This window comes from Flavobacterium sp. FlaQc-57 (genome assembly GCF_044007395.1).
In the GTDB taxonomy this organism is placed as follows: Bacteria; Bacteroidota; Bacteroidia; order Flavobacteriales; family Flavobacteriaceae; genus Flavobacterium.
In genome coordinates this window covers 403647-422960 of sequence record NZ_JBIPDA010000003.1, presented here as the reverse complement: position 1 = coordinate 422960, position 19314 = coordinate 403647, and the positions used below count along the sequence as shown (strand labels likewise).

Genomic DNA, 19314 nt, shown 5'->3' with positions numbered 1-19314 from the left:
TCTGTTTAAAACTAAAAAAACACTTTAGCAGTACCAAAAACGCTCACTTTATAAAAGAAAAGCTTACAATACAGAAAGTAAAGAAATTAAATTATATTGCTAAATTATTTTTTCAGTTCTTTTTTTTAAAACGTAAATTCTGACCAATAGTAAAATCAATACATATTGGAATCTATCAAAAAGAAAAAAAAAAATGAACAATCCATTACAATTTCTTCATAGCGTCAAAAACTAGTCTTGCAACTTCTCGTCCGCCCACAGTTTGAAAGTGTGTATTGTCTTTTTGTCCGTTAGGGTAAGCGCTGAAAGTACCGGCTTCGAAATTCATAAAATAATTTGTTGTAACAAAGTCTTGCCCTTTAGACGAAAAGAATTCCATCGACAATTCATTCAAATCAATTAACTTAACATTCAACTCTTTTGCAACATCTTTAACAGCTTGCGGATACTCTCCGTGAACGTTTGTTAATTTACCTTCTTTCCAAGGATAGTTTCTGGCAACCGGGGTTAAAAGTATTGGCGTCGCAGCTTTCTCTCTGGTTTGATTGATAAAAAGACGCAAAAATTCTTTGTAACCTTCAATGTTCACATAACGTTCTGTCTTTTCGACCGATGCGTCATTATGTCCAAATTGCATCATTACGATATCGCCTTTTTGGAGTGAATTATAAACTGCTGACCAACGTCCTTCCTGAAAAAAAGTTCTGGTGCTTCTGCCGCCTTTGGCCCGGTCATCAATTTTTACTTCTTTGGTATTTCCTAAAATACCTTGAACCAGTTTCAAACTGTCTTTCTGAAAAAATGACTGAAACATTTGCCCCCAGCCTACCTGTGGGAATTTTTTAGCTTGATAATCTTCTTCTAATGAATAATCTGCAACTGTTGAATCTCCAATTAAAAAAATTGTAGTAGTCTTCGATTTAAAACTAAAAGCACTAAAGAATAGTATTGAAAACAAAGAAATAGAGAGAATTTTGTAGTTATTCATAATTATCAGTTTTTTATTTATTTGGGTTCCAACCGTTCAATACGTTCTCTAATTTGTACTTTTTTATATCTGCTTTTTTTAGCTGATACGACCAACTTACTCTTTTAAATACATCTTTTGCTCCCGCACCTTTACTTCCATACTCTGCATAATAAGCCGTTTTATCCTTATCAGGAAATCTTTTATCAATCCATTCATTCCAGCCTTCGGGTATAATATGTGAACCCATTTCTGTATTTATAAAAACGGTTTGTGCATAAGGTCTCCAAGGTCTTCCTAAAAACACTTTGTCTACACTATTGTCTTTCGCTATTAGCTTACAATCAGTAAAAACAAACCCAAAAGGTTGATCTTTCAGTGTTGAAGCTGCCGTAATATAAGAATTAGCTAAACTTTCAATTGTACATTTATAAAAATAAGCCGTCGCAGCTCCAAAAATAAAATCGGTTGTACCATTGATAAAACAGTTTTCAAAATAGGTACGACTGGTTCCTTCTGATAAATAAAGTGTGTCCTGATTTCCTAAAATGCTACAGTTTTTTACAACAACCCGATCGCTTTTTATATGCAATGCCACTGCCTGTCCTACTCTTCCTGCAGTATTTTCAACCGTAAGATTTTCGAGTGTGCAATCATCGCCTAAAATTAAAAATGAATAGGATGTCGAAGTTCCAAATTCCTTTTTGCCTGAAGCATCCGGCTCTCTTAGTGGCTTTCCTGAATAATCATTAAATGAAATAACCGTTTTGTTTCTATCTAAACCTTTTAAAGTAATGAATGTTTTAGTTACCGGAACAACCATTTTTTCAACATAAATACCAGGTTTAATAGTAATAACAACTCGTTTATTCGAATTGTCTTTTACATTATTTACTGCTTCCTGAATGGTTTTAAAATCTCCAGAACCATCTTGAGCAACGGTTAACGCTAATTTATTCTCAAGCGTTTGAGCTGATATAGAAAATGTTACTAGTGTAAATAGAGCTAGAATATATTTCATGATATTTAATTTAATTAAGTATAGCAGTTTTTTTGTCATTTCAACGAAGGAAAAATCTTTACCAGTAATTCCGCAAAGAAAGGCGCTAATCTATGTCGAGCTACTTATGAAGATTACTCGTTCCTCGGAATGACAAACCGTGATTTTTATAATCTTTAATGCGACATCCAAACGGTCATTTCTCCTTTTCCTTTATTCCCCCATGCGAAATACGGAATTAGCTTTAAATCATATTCTTTAGTTTTTTTATCAGACAAAGGTTTGTATAGTTTTTTATCCCAAGAAGCGTCTTCATTTATTAACGAAGTAGCATTTATAGACAATAATTTTCTATTATCTAATTCGATGTAATCTGTTGTGAATTTAGAATTTACATTCAAAATAACGTCATTTACACTTATGTTTGCAGGAAGTTCATTTGACTCTAAACAATAAACAATAGGACCTCTTTTTACGGCAACTTGGTTTTTGACTTCTTCTACTAAAGGATTGGCCTCCATCAATTCAACTTTCATCGGAATATCTAGTTCAATAACATCACCTTTCTTCCATTTCTGATTTATTTTTAAGTATGAAGCAGCTTCAATTTTATCGTTTATTTTATTTCCATTTATTGAAACCGTTGCATTTTGACTCCATCCCGGAATTCTCAAAAAGAAAGCTTGATTTTGTTTTGGCGCTTTTACGATCTTCAAAACAATTTTTCCATCCCAAGGATAATTCGTTTGTTGCTCAACTTCAAGTGCTTCACCGTTTAAAGTGATTGTTTTCAAACTATTACTTCCGTATAAATTGACATACAAACCTTCCTTCGAAAGATTGTACGCATAATTACCAACTTCAGCGATAGTTCTGGTAACATTTGGCGCACAACAATTTGATAATGCAATATATCCTTCACGCTCATTTCCCCATCTTTGATGAAAAGGCAAATCATCAGAGACATTCAACGGATTGTTGTAACAAAACTTATCACCTTCAAGATTAACTCCTGACAATACACTGTTGTACAAAGCCAGTTCTACAATATCAGCATATTTTGCATCTCCCGTAATTTGCAACATTCTCCAGTTCCATAATACATTTCCAATATTGGCACAAGTTTCAGTATGAGCCGTAGCATTTGGTAATTGAAAAGGACGTCCGTAAGCCTGATGAATTTTTTGAACTACTGTTGGATCATAAGAAGTTCCGTCTGGCGAAACTCCATCGTACAAAGCTCCACAAGCTCCCGTAATGTACATTTTTCTATAAGTAACATCATCCCAAATCGATTCAAGATTGTCTAACAATTTCTTTTCGCCCGTTTCTGCATACAAATCTGCAACTCCTGCATACAAATAATTAGCTCTTACTGCGTGACCCATTGCGATGGTTTGTTGTCTAAACGGAATCCTGTCTTGATTATCATCAGTTCCGTCGTTTGTAGTACCTCGAATGTCAATTAAATTATTGGCCAATTCCAGATATTTTGGATTTTTAGTTGTACGATACATTTCGACAATTCCCATATAATGTGACGGGCAAATTGCATTTCGCGCCAATTCAGGAGATGCTTTTTTATAAAAATCATATAAATAATCGGCAACACCCTTTGCAATATTCAAGAAGTTGGTTTTTCCGGTAGCACGATAATGAATGCAGGCTGCTGTCATTAAATGCCCCATATTATATTTCTCAAAACCCAGCTGTTTTTTTACTTCTTCCGGGCCTAAAGTTCCCCAGCGTTCGTCGATTAAAACCGGAGTATGAATATAACCGTCTTTGCGCTGTACTTTTGCAAAAAGAGCAATGGCTTTATCCATTTCTGCATCCAGCTTTTTATCTTTCGTTACAGCATAGGTTGCTGCCATTCCTTCAAAAATTTTATAAAAATCGCCGTCATGAAAAGATGGACCTTTAAAAGTACCTTTACTTACACCCGCCGCAATTTCAAAATTTTTGTAGGCGTGTGAAATCGAATCGTTATGATACAAATTCCACATGTATGGCAATGTGTTTTTTGTTTCTACATCAAACTGTTCTTTCCAAAAACCATTTGTCCATTTTACATCTTCAAGACCAACGCTTTGTAATTTAGAATATGGACTTTGAGAATTGGCTACTAGACCTTTGTTTTGTGCAAAGATTACGGTTGAAAGAAACAAACTTGAGATGATGATATTCTTTTTCATTTTGAATTTATTTTTTATTTGCCAAGAATTACACGAATTGCATTAATTTTTTCTTTTTCTTGCCACAGATTAAAAGGATTAAATTGATTTTTATACTAAATAATCTGTGCTAATCCTTTTAATCTGTGGCAAAAAACTAATTCGTGGAAATTAGTACAATTCGAGACAACCTTTTTTCTACTTTACGAAGAAATTAATTGTTCTGCTCATAGAATCTCCGTCCGCATCTTTTACAGTTAAAATAAAAGAAGCGAATCCTTTCTCAACTGTTGTAAACTGAATTTCTTTTCCTTTTAAAGTTACTTTTCCATTTTTAAGATCAGAGAAAGTATAAACTGGTTTGTTCTCGTAACCTTTGAAATAATCAACTGCAGAAAGTTTTTTATTTTCTCCTAAATTCACAAAATAATGAGGTGTAGACAACCAATCCAAATAATTGTCCAATTGTGTAAATCCGTCTTTATCTGTATCTGAATTGGCATCTGAAAAATCGCCTTCTTTAGAGTTTTCATTTAAACCAAATGCTTTTTCCCACCAATTTGGTAATCCGTCATGATCTGTATCAAAATCAGCTGCACGTGTTTCTGTAGCGAAATTTGGCCATCCGCCTGTATCAGCTTCGTTATCAATCATTCCGCCCAAACCACTTTTGCTTCCTTTAAAGGTGAAAGTTCCTTTTAAAGTTTCATCAACAATGCGGTTGTCGTGTTTATCAAAAAATGGCTGATTGGCACCAACATCCGAAAGGACATTTTTATAAGCTCCTCTAGCCGATTGAGTTGTAACAAACGATTCAAAAAACGGTTTGTCTACGAAAGTTTCATATTTCACAATTTCATTGTGCGAAACAGTAGACTTTCTGCCTTTCTCTTGCGATTTCTCATCAAAATACCCCTGCATTATATTACCTGTAAAATAATAACGTTGCATTCCTTTTCCAACTCCTTCGTGTTGCGCGTTTAGTGCAACAAATATCTTAGTAGATGCTCCCGGTTTATAATAATTATTTACAAAATTCACTTCATTTGCTCCTCCATCTGTAGTTCTTTGCCCCCAATTGTACACCACATTGTTTCTGATATCCAGTCTGCCCGTATAATAACCATCTCCGTTCAAACCTCCGCCAATACTCCAGTTACGACCATAATTGTGCGCTAATAAATTATGATGAAAACTTCCAATATCTCCGCCAATTGTCGCTGCAAATCCGTGCATTTTTCCAACTTCATATTTATCATGTCCAGCTACATTTAAGGCTTCAGAAATTAAAGTACGCTGCAAAGTAATATGATGTGCTCCTCGAGAACTAAACGATTCATCGATCGTCCAGCTAATCGAACAGTGATCAATAATACTAACATCAGCACCAGTAAGCCCCATTCCGTCATAAGTAGTTCCACCGCCAATTCTAACTTTCAAGAATCGTACAACACCATCATTTCCTGTAAGACCAATAGGTGCTCTGCTGATCGTGATTCCTTCACCTGGAGCTGTTTGACCGGCAATAGTAATATAAGGTTGATTTACGACTAATCTAGAAGCCAGTTTGATATTTCCCGAAACATTAAAAACAATAGTTCTTGGTCCAATTTCCTGATTTACAGCATCACGTAAACTTCCTGGACCGTCATCGTTCAAATTCGTTACTTCAACTACTTTTCCTCCACGTCCGCCAACAGCAAAACGGCCGTATCCTTCAGCTCCCGGAAAAGCCAATTGTGCCGGTTTAAACGACCATACATTTCCTAAAGTCACATCGCCTTTGCTATCTACTTCATCGACTCTCCAATAATAAGTTGTACCGCTATATAAATCAGAAACTGAAAAAGATTTGTCAGTCAATTTTCCTTTAAATTCTTTTGAGGCCTCGGTTGCTTTTTCTACAGCATTTTTATCTTCTCCGAAATAAATTTTATGCGATGCCACATTTTTTGGTGCATCCCATTTCAAAAGAATACTTTTAGTTACTTCAACATGTTCGTCTCGATTTCTTGGTTCCGGGGTACGTGCCTGATTCATCAAGTTTGGCGTATCAATTTCAAAACCATTAATAACAATTTGTTTTACAACATCTGGATTTGTCGTTGGATCAATTTCAAAACGAACGATCACATCTTTTCCTTTTTCAGCATTAAAAGTAATGTACGCCATCGATGCATCAATTTTAGCATTGGCTCTTTGACTCGCATTTATAGTTTCCTGCAATTTTCCGTTCACAAAGATTTTTATAGGCGAAAAAGTTTTTCCCGTAATTACATCAAAAGCGTTGTGAAAAGTCAAAAGCGTGTGTTTTCCAGGTTTTAATCCGCTAATTTTTAATTCTAAATTCTCACTTGTAACCAATCCGTCACTTCCTAATCTGTTGTAATAAGGCGCGCTCATTCCAACTTTATACCATTTTGAAGTAAAGCTGCCTTTTAGCTTAAAACTAACGTTATTGAACGATTTCTCAGCCTCTTTTGCATCGTTAATAACCCACGATTCATAACTTGGATCATGAACTTCTTCTAATCTTCTTTGGAAAAAATCAAAATCGACTTTTACGATTTGTTTTTCAGCTGATTGTGCTTGTCCATTTGCAGCAAAAAGTAGTGCTAAAGCAAAAGAACTAACTAATTTCTTTATCATGTTTTTTTAATTTAATTTTATTTTTTCTTCTGCTGATTTGTCCAGCAGATTTATTATATCTTTTTTTCTTTCTTCAGGAATAACTTTTAAAACTTTCAATTCGCCATTTACAAGTTCAGCTTCGACAGTTGTATTTTGTGTTGCATGTAATTTGAAGTGAACATTCCAGTCTTTTTGCCAGGCCGGAAAAATATAAATCTTACCATTAGCCTCTTGCAAAAGCATTTCCTGCATACCAATCATACCTGATCCGCCCCAATTATGATCTGGAACCCAATCAAAACCAGGGCCCCAAAATGCTGGAAATCTCCTCTCTGAGTTTGCCATTTTTAATACATTATATTTTGCTGCTTCATTTGTTAATCCTAATCTTGCTGCAAAAATATTGTCTTGCTTCCATCCAACGTGACTTCTAAATTTTATCGCATCACGATCGTATTTCCACGTATTTAATGCCGTTTCTAAATCTGGTTTTCCAACACCATAAATTCCCCATGGATATACAGGATACAATTGAGGAACTTCTGAATTATTAACTCGTTCCCAAGATTTTGCAGGAACTAGAACTTTATGATTCTCAATTTCTCCAAAATTTAAAGGCGGAATTCTGGTTTGAAAACCTTTCAGATATTCGAGATTTTCTTTAGACAATTCTTTTTCTGAAAAGTTTAAAAGCTGTTCTGTAATTACTTGCAAAGCCGATATTGTACTGTTTGCATTGTAGGTCATTTTATACGTTTCTGCACCAGACCCCGGATATAAAACTAACTTCCCATTTCCGTCCAGCGCTTTTCTTCCTCGTTGTTTCGCCAAATATTGATAGTGTTCATCAAAAAATCGAAGACAGCTTATGATAAACGAATTGTACTTTTGAATGTCTTCACCTGCGTATTCTTTCTGTTGCAGCATCATTTGGCAAAACTCAAAAACCGTGTCCCATTCATATTCCAGCCAGGCATTATATTCCATACCAGGATCATAATCTGCGGGACGTTTCCAATCGTATTCCGCAGGATTTGGTAAACCAAAATTTTCTAATTGCTCTGTAAATGATGCTCCGCCGTGTTTCCAATAAACCTTGCTTCGTAATTCAGCATTCTTTTGCAAATTCAAATAATAATCCAATTGCGATTTCATCATATCAAAATCGCCGGTTTTCACCATCGGAAAATAAACCAATCTTTGATTCTGAGCTGTCATTGTTCCTCCGCCCCAATTCCTAAAATCAGGCGTGAAATCTAAATCCGGATTTGTAAAAACTGGATCAACCGTAAAAAGTCCACCGTTGAATTTTGTTGGATATTTTCCGTATGCATTGCATCCTAACATATAACGGAATAACTGATAATTTTGTCCAATTTGATAAACAGAATCACTTGCCGCAGCACTACTTTTCTGAGTGTAAATAAAGCTGCGATTCCAGAAATCATTCCACCATTTTACAGTGTTTTTTTCAACTTGTTTGGAAGTAATTTTACTTGCAGAAATCTGTTTTTTTAATTCGTTATTCCAAGTATTTATATCACTTTGATTGGTGTATAAATGAAGTTCTAAAGATTGTTTTTTAGAAGGTTTTATACTCGAAAGACTGAACCCTTTAAAATCTGTTGACTGATATTTCCCTAAATAAGTTCCGTCAGGTTTTAAACCGCTTCCCGTCATAAAACCGCCGAAAGTTAAATTAGATAAAGGATTAAGCATTTGATCCTTTACAGATTCCATTTTCTGTTGTTTTACAGCAACATCAAAAACCGTATTTTCTCTGTTTCTATGATAAAATTTGACTCCATTATTTTCAAATGAAATTGAATCTTTATATGTTATAATTTCGCCTTGCGGTGCCCATTTATAAGAATTGGCATTATTTGCCTTTCCTTTTGATTCGCGGTTTTTATAACGCCAACTTTCATAAGAAGCTGTCATTTTTAAAGCTGTCTTACTTTCTAAATCCAAATGAATTACAGGTTTAAAAACATCTACCCAAAGCTTGATTTTGGTATTATTCTGTCCAATTAAAATGTATCCGTCTTTTAGTTTTAATTCCTGATGAAAACCTTCTTTTCCAGCAAAAGGATTCGGACTTAAACTCACTTTTACTCTTCCTAATTTCAATAAAGTATTGTGTTCGTCAAAAGTCCCGCTTCGAGAGAAATAAAAATACAAATCTCCATTTTCTACCCAAACATTCATTCCAATATCTCCACCTCCCAAAGGCATCGATTCTGATGAATTACTGCTTTGCGTTGTCCAAATTTGATTGTAATTCTCGAGCACAGGAATCTGCGCTTTAATACAAAGCGTGGTAAAGAGAAGTATGTATTTTATGTATTTCAATTTTACTCTTTTTTTTATTTTTTTGTCATTTCGAGGTACGAGAAATCAAACGCGTAAATCGACAAAGATTAAAGAAATTCTGTGCGGAACTTCTAGTGCGATTTCTCGTTCCTCGAAATGACAAACTAGAGTTTAAACTCACCATTAACAATTAACAATTCACCATTATAAATCACCATTATAAATCACCATTCATCAGTTCTAAAAGACGAAACCGGTAAACCACCAGCACTAAAAAGTTCCGCTTTTGCAAAATCTTTCCATAAATAACGTATTGCTACTGGTTTAGCCACTTTATCTGATGTTAACACTACTGATTTTCTTCTTACAACCGTTTTAGCGGGATAAAACACTTTATCTTCTCCTGCAATTTCAAAACCTAAAACTTCTTTATCATACGACGTAATTCCGTTGGTAACATCATCAAAAGAAACCGTAACTGAACCGTCTTTTATTTCCATCGATTTATATTTTGGGCTCTCAAATTCAAAACCTTCGATTCCGTACGTTCTTGCTAAAGCTTGAAAAGCCAAACGGTTTCCTCCTTTTTCCTTGTCCATTGGATGAATATTATTTTCTTCTCCAACATCCATTAAAACTGCCATTGCCGAATTTGGAATTTCCTTTGAAGCTTTCAACTGTGCTTCTCTTATATAGGCTGAATTGTATTTTTCTAAATAATCTTTTGGATGAAACGAGGCATAATTAAACGGTGCAATTTGGGCGTAGTAAAACGGAAAATCTCCTTGTTTCCATAAAGCTCTCCAGCTACTTACCATTTTCTTCATCAAAGCTGTATATTCCGAAGCTCTTTCGTAATTGGATTCGCCTTGATACCAAATACAGCCTTTTATTCCGTAACCAACTACAGGCGAAAGCATTCCGTTAAACAAAGTCGTCGGAACACGATTTGGATCTTTTGCTAATTCTTCTTTCGTAGTAGGAATTTTTGCACTTGCAAAATCTTTTAGCATTTCCAGATTCATCCACGCTTCCATACTTGAACCTCCGTACGAAACATGAATTAACCCAACCGGAACATCTAAAACTTGTTCTAAAAGTGAACCAAAATACCAAGCGGTTGCGCTAAAATTTGATGTTGATTTTGGAGATGCTACTTCCCATTTTCCATCAAAATCTTGCAAAGGTTCTAAAACTGTTGCACGCGGAATTGTGATTAATCGAATGTTTTTATTAGTTGATCTTACAATGATCTCATTTCCGTTTTTAACGGGCTGACCTTGAAAGCCTTTCAACGGCATTTCCATATTCGACTGTCCGGAACAAAGCCAAACTTCACCAATTAAAACATTTTTAATACTTACTTTTTCAATTCCTTCTGAAACTTCAATCGAATACGGTCCGCCAAATGATGGCGTTTGTAATTCCGTTTTCCATTTACCGGAATTGTCTGCTTTTGCTTTGTAGATTTTAGAATTCCATGATGTTTTTATGGTAACATTGGCGTTCTTTTCTGCCCAGCCCCAAATTGGTGCATTTGATTTTTGCTGCAACATCATGTTATCACTAAACAACGCTGGCAGTTTGATTTTAGCATTGATTTGAATACTTGCCAAAAGCATTAAAAAAACAATAATTAATTTTTTCATTTTATATTTTTTTTTGCCACAGATTAAAAGGATTATTTTGATTTTTTCTGCCACGAATTCACAAATTATCTTAAAACATATAATTAGAAAAATGGCTAATATTTAATCTGTGCTAATCATTTTAATCTGTGGCTAAATTTTTATTTATTTCTCTTTCACAAGTACAACTGGCCCTAATAATCCTGCTTTAAGCAGCGGTTCACCTTCCAAACGAAATGTAGCATTTGTCCACGTCAATCGTTCTTCTTTCGGTAATTTTTGGTCGCCTATTAATCGATTTGCCCACGTATTTGTGGTTTTGATTTCTATAGTATTTTTTCCTTTTTTCAAAGCTTGCGAAATATCTGTTTTAAAAGGAAATGTCCAAAGCGTTCCACAGTCTTTTCCATTGACTTTGATTTCCGCAATATTGGTAATTTCACCTAAATCCAACCAGATTTTATTAGTGTCTTTTGCTTTCCAAAGAAACTCTTTTTTATAAATTACAGTTCCTGAATAATACTTAATCTGATCATTTTCAGAAGTACTCCAGTCAAAAAGTTTGCTCGTTTTAACCACTTCTTTTGGACCTTTAAACTCAGGATCAAATTGTAATTCCCAGTTTTCATCTAAAGTCTGAACTTTTTCAAATTGTGAATCTTTTTTATAGTTATCAACCATGAGCTCTTCCATTTCATCTTTAAAAATAACAAAACCAGATTCGTTAGCATCTAAAGTTATCGAAACAATTGTTCTGTCATCTAAAATCATCCAATTGTCTAAAACCGAAGTTTTATCAGTTACAGGATTGTACCATTTCGGAACTTTTCCCGCAATTCTAAAAGAAGCTTTAAATGTTCTTTTTTGCTCTTTTTGATTCGAAATAAAATAAATATCTTCCGTATCCGATTTTCGGTGTGTCCAGGCAATTGTTTCAGAATCGGTTCTGTTTAAATTTGGAAAGTAAACATCTTGCGTAATTCCAATTGAGGTAAAATCATTTTCTAAATAAGGTAATTTGATAACTGTTCCTTTTCCTATTTTCCAAGTTAACGCGTTAGACTTATTCCAAATTTGATCAATTACATTCTGCCATTTTTTAAAATCTTCATTGGATTGTAAACCCGGTTCTAAATTTGGTTTTTCGTCTACAAAAACAGTTGCTCCATCTTTTACTAATTGCAGGATTTTTTCGGCGGAAGCCAAAGAAAGCAACTTATTTGGAGCCATTTTATGACTTCCCGGAAACAATAAAGCGCCGTATTCGATTCCGCCATCAAAAGAAATTTTTCCGTTCTCTACTTTTGCCCGATTTATCAAAACATCGGAGTTGAATGAATCGTATTGATAACCGTTCATTGCGTTAATCCATTGCGATAAATCGGTTGAGTTTTTAGAGAAACTAACTTCTTTTGGCATTTTAGCGCTAGGCTGTGCTTCATTTTTTAAACGAATGGCTTCGCTTTCTACCCTTTCTTTTCCAAAAATATTCGGAATAAAAGGCACTAAACGATCAGGAAGTATGGAACGAGAAGGTAAATCCTCGCCAACAAAAACGGCCAAATCTATAACTGGTTTTCCTTTTTGCAATTGAAACTGTACTCTTTGGCAATATTCAAACCATGCTTTTCCGGGTTCCCACCAAGTTTGGTCTCTTTGAAAATACGTTCCAATCCCGTCCAGAGTCATTCCCGGTTTTCTGTCCAACCACGGATTATGTACAAAAACGTGATAGAAAAAACGGTTAATTCCTAAAGCATAATTTCTGTCGGCAACGACTTTTAAATTGCCCGGATGCTCGTCCCAATCCATTTTTAGAGCCGTAAAAGCTTCTGCCTGAATAATATCTTTTCCATAAATGTGTCCGCCCGAAATAGCGTCTAACATATCGTTTGGTTTATCATGCGTTGGGCTTTTTAGCCAAAATTCGCCACTTGGGTAATCGATATATTTAAAATGCAAAAGTCCGTCGCTCATCATGGTTGGCGCGACATTTTCTGAACTGAATTTTACATTGGCATCGTCAGCAATTTGTCGTAAAGTTCCAAAGAAATTATCGGCAACTAATTCTGAAATTGTTTTTCGAACATCATATAAAACTTTCTCTGATGTCTCAATATTTTTTACAGGAATTCCCGCCATAACGGGTAGATAATCTACAATATCATAACCTCTGCGAGTTTTAAATTCGTTTCTAAAAACTGGCGACCAAGTTTGGCTTCCACATTCCCAACTGTCCATGTGGAGAATTTTAACGACTTTTGAAGCCAATTCAGGACCTGCAACACGAAGCATTTCGCCAAACCAATGATCCAATTGAAAACGAATGGCTTCGGGATTAAATTTATCTACTTCCAAACCTCTTCCTGCTCCTGCTGTGGCATTTTCGTGTCCTGTAGAAGTATGTCCGAAACGAATGATTCTCCAATTTCCTTTCGTAGAAGTTTTCCAATTTAAAACTCCGTTTGCATCAACAAACTTCGCAATATTGATCATTCTTGATAGATCAACGCAATCTGTAGTGCTAATTTCATTTTCGGTTACTTGTGGACTTAATCGCCAAATAGCTCCAGATTTTCCCTGGTAGTTATCGATTAAAGGTTCGTTTGATAAATAGATTTTTGCCACTTTTAAACCTTGGTTCCATTTTGCAGGATCTAAGTCTTCTGCGCCTGGTTCTGTTCCTTCTGGATCGTAACCGAATCTAAAATATTTTGCTTTTGTAGGTACAATGCTGTGCGTATAAAATGCATCAACATCTTGCCAACCGTGACGTGGCGTTGTTAATCTTCCTAAACTTTTAAAATTTATGCCATCATTGCTATATTCAATTATTAAACGATGCGCCTGATAATTATTTCCTTTGGTTTCTATTTGAATGGATTTACATAAAAAAGGTTCATCAAATTGGTATTGAATCCAACCCTTTTTTGGCATTCTAAATAATCCGTCTTTATCTGATGAACTTAGAATTGTCGCATCAGATTCGGGATTGGTTGATGTTATTTTTGGTCGTTTTTTATTTGATGTAATAAAACCTTCTTTTACCGGAACGGCAAACGTTGCAATATCCTTATAATAGTCTTTGTAATGATTTGGAACGGCTAATTTTAAGTTTTTAAAGTTATTTCCGCTTAGGATTGTATCTTTCCAAACTACTTTTTGCATTGACATTTCGGGCGTTATCCAAGGTCCTCCTGCAACGGCAAAACCATCGGCGGGATGAAACCCTATTTTTACTCCAACGCGATCTGCTTCTACTAAAGCCCAACGTACCAAATCCCAAAATTCTTTGCTTAACTGCAAAACTGGCGGATTTATTAATGGCGGATTTGCAGGCCCTTTTATCGTCATTAAATAAGCTCCTTCGATACCTGCACGTTTCATTGCTTCTAAATCGGCTGTGATACCTTCTTTAGAATAGGCACTTTGCATCCAATACCAATACGTCCACGGTTTTGAGGATTCTTTTGTAGGCTGAAATATTGTATTTTCTTTTTTATGGATTTCCTGTGCGAAAACTAATCCCGCAAAAAGTAACATTAAAAAGAAGGTTGTTTTTTTGAACATTGCTTTTCTTGTTTTTTCTTTTGTCCTCTCGACGAAGGAGAGATCACACACGAAACTCTACACAGAGAATCGTCAATCTTTGTCGAACTACTAATGTGATCTCTCCTTCGTCGAGATGACAAAATCATAGCTTTCACTTTTTATGTAAACCCGACAGTCCCGAGGCTTCGGGAATGTCGGGTTTAAAGCGTAATAATTAAAACTTAAACTTCTTCAAACTTTCTTCTAATCCGTTTTTTTGTGATTCAAATGGAACTAAATAAAAGCTATATTGGTAATCTCCTGATTTAATTTGATATTTTTCTAAAGGCTGAGCAACGGCTGTCCAACTATCATTTCCTCCAACTCCCATCTGAATCAAATCAATATTGACAGTCAAAAATCCTGGATCTTTTAGATCAAAAGTATGTTTCGCAGCACTTAAATTTTCTTGTGTGTACGGCCATACACTCATGCTCAAAACTTTATTATCGTCGACAACCAATAAACCTTTGTTTTTTTGTGGCGTTGTAAAAGCCATCCATCTCACTTCTGTTCTATTGGCATTTTCCTGAGGTTTCACATAATGCTCCAGAAAATCATTTATTGGTAAAGAATATTTGCCTACAAATGAGCCGAAACTTCTGTCATTGTAGTTTTCTAATTCCCCTTTTCCATACCACGAAATCTGATCGAATTTTCTTTGAACGCCCATCTGCATTCCAATTTTTGGAATGTTTGGCAATTTGTTTGTGGCTTTCAAACTGTAATCAACTTTGATAATTCCATTTTCATTGATTTTATAAACAACTTGTACTTGCGCACTGTCTTTTATAATTTCGTAATCACTGGTAACAACTATTCCTTCAATTGCTGTAGCCATTTTAGTGTTCACTAATTTTGGTTTTGCCTGATACCATGGTTTCAAAACCTTATTTGATTTCCAGCCTCTTTTGTCATTATCGGTAAGAGGTCTCACAAAATTAGGCAACAACGGAGCAAAAACTTGCTCTTCTCCATTGAAAACATAAGAGTTTAATGCCCCGTTTGTTTTACTAATATTGATTTGAAAAGTTTTTCCTTTAATTTTAAAATCTGAATCAGTATCAGTTCCTTTCATTCCAAGATTGTTTCCTTTTGCAAAATCGGAAGAAACATCAGCTTTCTTTAATAAAAATTGATCTTCCGCTACAGCGTAACCTTTTGCTGCCCAAAGTTCATCTTTTGAAAGCTGAAATTCGATATTTAGAAAGTATTCAGCATCTTTTTTCAGCTTTGGCAAATACTGTTTTACATCTAAAATCGTAGATTGTCCCGCTTCTAAATTGAAAGGTTTTAAGATTTGAGTTTTTACAACATTTCCGTTTTCCAGAATTTTCAAAACCGGAATATATTCTCCTAGCGATTTTACTGCCTGACGATTTTTTATTTCTAATTGAAAACCTTCTTTTAATGTACTTGTTGCAGGTTGATAAATCCATTTGTTCTCATAAATAGAACCTTTTGGTTTTCCGTTTGAGTCGACAATTCCTTTTGTATTAAAGTTTCCATCGTGGTATTTTTCGCCAAAATCTCCTCCGTGTGCAAAAAATTCCTGTCCTGTTGCAGGATCTTTTTTCAATAATCCCTGATCTTTAAATTCCCAAATGCAACCTCCGATAACTCGTGGAAGCGAACGGAATTCATCCCATAATTCTTTTAAATTTCCAACTGAATTTCCCATGGCATGAGAATATTCTACAAAAATAATTGGTCGTGTATCTTTCTTTTGATCGACTAAAAATTTAGGTGTAAAAACGCCCGGATAAAAACGGCTGACCATATCAACATACGGTTCGTCTTGTGGATTTTCAAATCGATACGCGTGATCGATTGTTTTTGGATATCTTGGATCTAACGGATCAATGTATCCGTCTAATCTTGGATTTCCTTGCGCTGGTTCGTAATGTACGGGACGTGTAATGTCAAAATCATGTACCCAACCAGCCATTGCTGCATGATTTGGGCCTTTTCCACCTTCGTTTCCTAAACTCCAAAAAACTACTGATGGATGATTTTTATCTCTTTCAACCATTCTGGACATACGCTCTAAATAGGCGTTTGTCCATTTTGGGTCGTTGCTTAATTTTCCGCCAATTCCGTGCGTTTCCTGATTCGCTTCGTCCATTACCATGATTCCGTATTGATCGCATAAATCGTAGAAATAGGGATCGTTTGGATAGTGGCTTGTTCGTATAAAATTGAAATTGAATTTTTTAATGGTTGTAATATCTTCTTTAATATCGTCTCTTGTAACGGCTTTTCCCCTTGTTGGATGCTGGTCGTGACGGTTTACTCCATACACATAAGTTTCCTTTCCGTTGATGAGCATTTTGCCATTTTCTTTAGAGAATTCGACAGAACGGAAACCAACTTTACAGCTTTTAACCTCGGTAATTTGTCCCTTTGGATCTTTTATCGACATTACCAAAGTATATAAATTTGGCTCTTCTGAACTCCATTTTTTTGGATTTGCAATATTCTCTTTAAACATTCCAAAGCGAACATTATCCAAACGTGGATAACTTTCGTTGATCATGTCGATAACGGGTTTCTGAAGTGGTTCTTTGAATAAAGCCACATTATTAGCGTCGTATAATTGTGCCTGAAAGGTATAATCTTTGATTTTTTCGCCTGTTAGATTTTCTACTTTTGGTCGTAATTGAAATGAGGCGTCTTTATACTGTTTGTCTAATTTGGTTTGATAAAAGAAATCCTGAATGCGTAGTTTTGGCTCTGCCATTATAAAAACTTCACGCTGGATTCCGCTTACGCGCCAATGATCCTGATCTTCAAGATACGAACCATCTGTCCAACGAATTACTTGTACCGAAACTACATTTTCTCCCTCTTTTAAATAAGGTGTTATATCAAATTCTGATGGTAGAAAACTGTCTTCTCCATATCCCAAAAACTCTCCATTAAGCCAAACTTGAAAACCTGAACTTACAGCACCAAAATGTAGGGTTACGGTCATATCTTTCCAATTTTCGGGAACGGTAAAACTACGCTGATAGGAACCAACTCCGTTATAATCTTTGGGTATAAAAGGCGGATTTATTGGTCTGAACGGATAAACAGCACTTTTATAAATGGGAATATCGTATCCTTTTAATTCCCAGTTCGATGGCACTTCGATTTTTTTCCAACCTTCCACTTTTCCTTTATAGAAATCTTTTGATGCTTCTTTTAAGTTTGATGCATATTTAAAATCCCAGTCGCCCGCAAGCATTTTTAAACGGCTTTTGGTTCTATCACCTTTTAGAGCATCTTCTACATTGGTGTATGAATAAGCTGTTGCTCGTGATGGCTGACGGTTTATACTTGTAACGGTTGGATCTTCCCAAGGTGCAAATTCATACTTTTTTGGTATCTCAGGAATTCCCGCAGGTTCACCGGTTACAGATTGTGCGTGTGTGTAAGATGTGAATAATAAAATGCAACATGTGAATACTGACTTTGGTATCGAAAATCGAAACCTGGAAAAGTGATTTATTTGAACTGGCTTGAACATTAATTCTATTTTTTTTAGTTTTTTGCAATTCCGACGAAGGAGGAATCACACTCGTATATTAACAAATATTATTAACTTTTCTATACAGAGTTACTTGTGTGATTTACTGCGTCTGTTCGCTATTGCTCGGGTCTCGTTCCTCGAAATGACAAACTGTGTCTTTATTATCTTGTAGTTATAAGTCCCAACAGGTTTTCTATCGAAACTCTTTACTCTTTACTCTTTACTCTTTACTCTTTTTAACCTTCTCCGGTGGTGCCACAAAATTCAATTTGCTAACTCCTAAATCTTTCGAAGTTGCAACAGCAATTCCTCTTTGTTCGGCTTTGTTTACGGCGCAATAAAAATGATACACCACTCCATCATGTTTTACGACAAATGATTTATGCGCAAACATATTATCATAAGGTTCAGATGATTTAATTAAATCCTCGCCTTTCCAGTCAGTCCAGTTTACTAAATCATTCGAAACTGCAAAACGGTTAAATGCTCCTTGATTCCAACCTGTCCAAAAAGCTCCAAAATAGAACATCACCCAAGTATCGTTAATACGCTGAATATAAGCATCTCCCGAGATTCCTTTATGATGATTGATTAAGGGTTTATTGCCATAACGCTCCCATTTTTTCATATCGTTCGATACTGCCATCGCAATACGTTCTGCACCTTTAGCAGGATTTATACTATCGCCACGGGCATTATAATACATTATAAAATTGTGTCCTGTCAATTTATCTTTATCACGAATCACACTGTTTTTGTACATCGTACTATTATCCCACCATTTAGCATCTTTGTCTTTTGGCGTTAAAACCGGATTTTCTAATCTTTGAAATTCGTGTGGTTTTGTTGGTGCTTCTTTGGTATACGCCATTCCGATTGATAAAACGCCTGCTTCGTAACCTTTACTGTCTCCTCCAAAATAACTCATCCAGTATTTATCCTCGTATTTTTCCCATTCGTAGCTTCCGCCCCAAGTTGGGTCTTGTAATGAAATATATCCGGCTTTTTGGTTCACATCCCAGTGTTTTTCGTTTTCTGAGAATGACATTACTTTTCCTAAATATTTCCAATCTAGTAGATTGTCGCTTTCTGCTAACCACGTTTCATAACCTCTACCGTCGTAAATTAAATACGTCATATACCATTTACCGTCTTTTCTAAAAACACTCGGACAATCCATTTTGTATGAGTTGTCTGTGGGAACCATTACTAAACCGTATTTGTAAGGCGTTTTTACTTCGTTGTAAATCTCCTGCATTACGTTTTCAGTAATTTCTCTTTTCTTATATTTGGTTGCACAGCTTGTTATAGCAAGTACAGAAATGGCGATTAATAAGAATTTAATTTTCATATTATATTACTTTTGCCTCAAAGGCGCTAATTTTTTTATTCACTACGAATCTTAGCTATTGAAATAATCTCGTAAAGTCGCTCAGTCACAAAGTTTCTATATTCTTTACTCTATATTCTATTCTCTATATTCTATTCTCTATATT

The 19314-nt window shown here is 35.3% G+C and carries 9 protein-coding genes; all 9 read right to left on the bottom strand.

The features are described from left to right. Positions 1–205 precede the first annotated feature (205 nt). Positions 206–988 (bottom strand): rhamnogalacturonan acetylesterase, encoded by a 783-nt coding sequence (locus tag ACHRVZ_RS12680; RefSeq protein WP_395422891.1) that lies wholly within the window; start codon positions 986–988, stop codon positions 206–208. A gap of 13 nt (positions 989–1001) precedes the next feature. Further along, on the bottom strand, positions 1002–1988 hold the full coding sequence (locus ACHRVZ_RS12675) for a pectinesterase family protein (RefSeq protein ID WP_395422890.1): 987 nt from the start codon (positions 1986–1988) through the stop codon (positions 1002–1004). Between the two features lie 155 nt (positions 1989–2143). Continuing rightward, entirely contained in the window at positions 2144–4162 is a 2019-nt protein-coding gene (locus tag ACHRVZ_RS12670; protein WP_395422887.1) for a glycoside hydrolase family 127 protein, read from the bottom strand. A 177-nt stretch (positions 4163–4339) separates the two neighbouring features. Then, complete coding sequence (locus ACHRVZ_RS12665; protein ID WP_395422886.1) at positions 4340–6790, bottom strand: polysaccharide lyase family 1 protein; 2451 nt, start codon at positions 6788–6790, stop codon at positions 4340–4342. A 6-nt stretch (positions 6791–6796) separates the two neighbouring features. Continuing rightward, complete coding sequence (locus ACHRVZ_RS12660; protein ID WP_395422884.1) at positions 6797–9124, bottom strand: DUF5703 domain-containing protein; 2328 nt, start codon at positions 9122–9124, stop codon at positions 6797–6799. A gap of 185 nt (positions 9125–9309) precedes the next feature. Then, positions 9310–10734, bottom strand: coding sequence for a sialate O-acetylesterase (locus tag ACHRVZ_RS12655; RefSeq protein ID WP_395422881.1), 1425 nt, complete (start codon positions 10732–10734; stop codon positions 9310–9312). Positions 10735–10878: 144 nt separating this feature from the next. Further along, positions 10879–14283: a glycosyl hydrolase gene (locus ACHRVZ_RS12650; protein WP_395422879.1), complete on the bottom strand. Its 3405-nt coding sequence runs from the start codon at positions 14281–14283 to the stop codon at positions 10879–10881. Positions 14284–14479: 196 nt separating this feature from the next. Beyond that, positions 14480–17815, bottom strand: a complete 3336-nt coding sequence (locus tag ACHRVZ_RS12645; RefSeq protein ID WP_395422877.1) for a glycoside hydrolase family 2 TIM barrel-domain containing protein — start codon at positions 17813–17815, stop codon at positions 14480–14482. A 223-nt stretch (positions 17816–18038) separates the two neighbouring features. Continuing rightward, entirely contained in the window at positions 18039–19169 is a 1131-nt protein-coding gene (locus ACHRVZ_RS12640; RefSeq protein ID WP_395422875.1) for a glycosylase, read from the bottom strand. Between the last annotated feature and the right edge of the window lie 145 nt (positions 19170–19314).